At 72.1% G+C, this 359-nt stretch carries 1 protein-coding gene; it reads right to left on the minus strand.

All coding sequences use genetic code 11. The features are described from left to right. Positions 1 to 359: precorrin-6y C5,15-methyltransferase (decarboxylating) subunit CbiE (cbiE, locus tag BHU15_RS37810; protein WP_069631166.1), on the minus strand; the 359-nt coding region annotated here is incomplete at both ends.

Below are 359 nucleotides of genomic sequence, written 5' to 3' on the forward strand. Positions count from 1 at the left end.
GTCGGCGGCCTTGTCGGAGGTGAGGACGGTGACCTGTTCGCGGTCGGTGCCCAGCTCCTCGCAGATCACGAAGGTGCGGTGAACTCCCTGGAGGAGCAGAGCCAGTTCGGCGGGCCCGGCGCCCGGCGAGGTGAGGACGGCGACCTTGGTGTGCGCCCGGCACACATTGACGGCGCGCCGGAGTGTGCGCTGCTGGGCGACCACGATCTGCGCGTCGTCCCAGGGCATTCCCGCGCGGGCGAAGGCGGTGGCGACGGCGGAGACCGCGGGGACGACTTCGACCTCAAGGCCGTGTTCGGGGGCGCGCAGGGTGCGTACGACGCCGAAGAAGCCGGGGTCGCCGTCGGCGAGTACGACGG

It is taken from the genome of Streptomyces niveus, from assembly GCF_001723055.1.
Taxonomy (GTDB): Bacteria; Actinomycetota; Actinomycetes; order Streptomycetales; family Streptomycetaceae; genus Streptomyces; species Streptomyces niveus.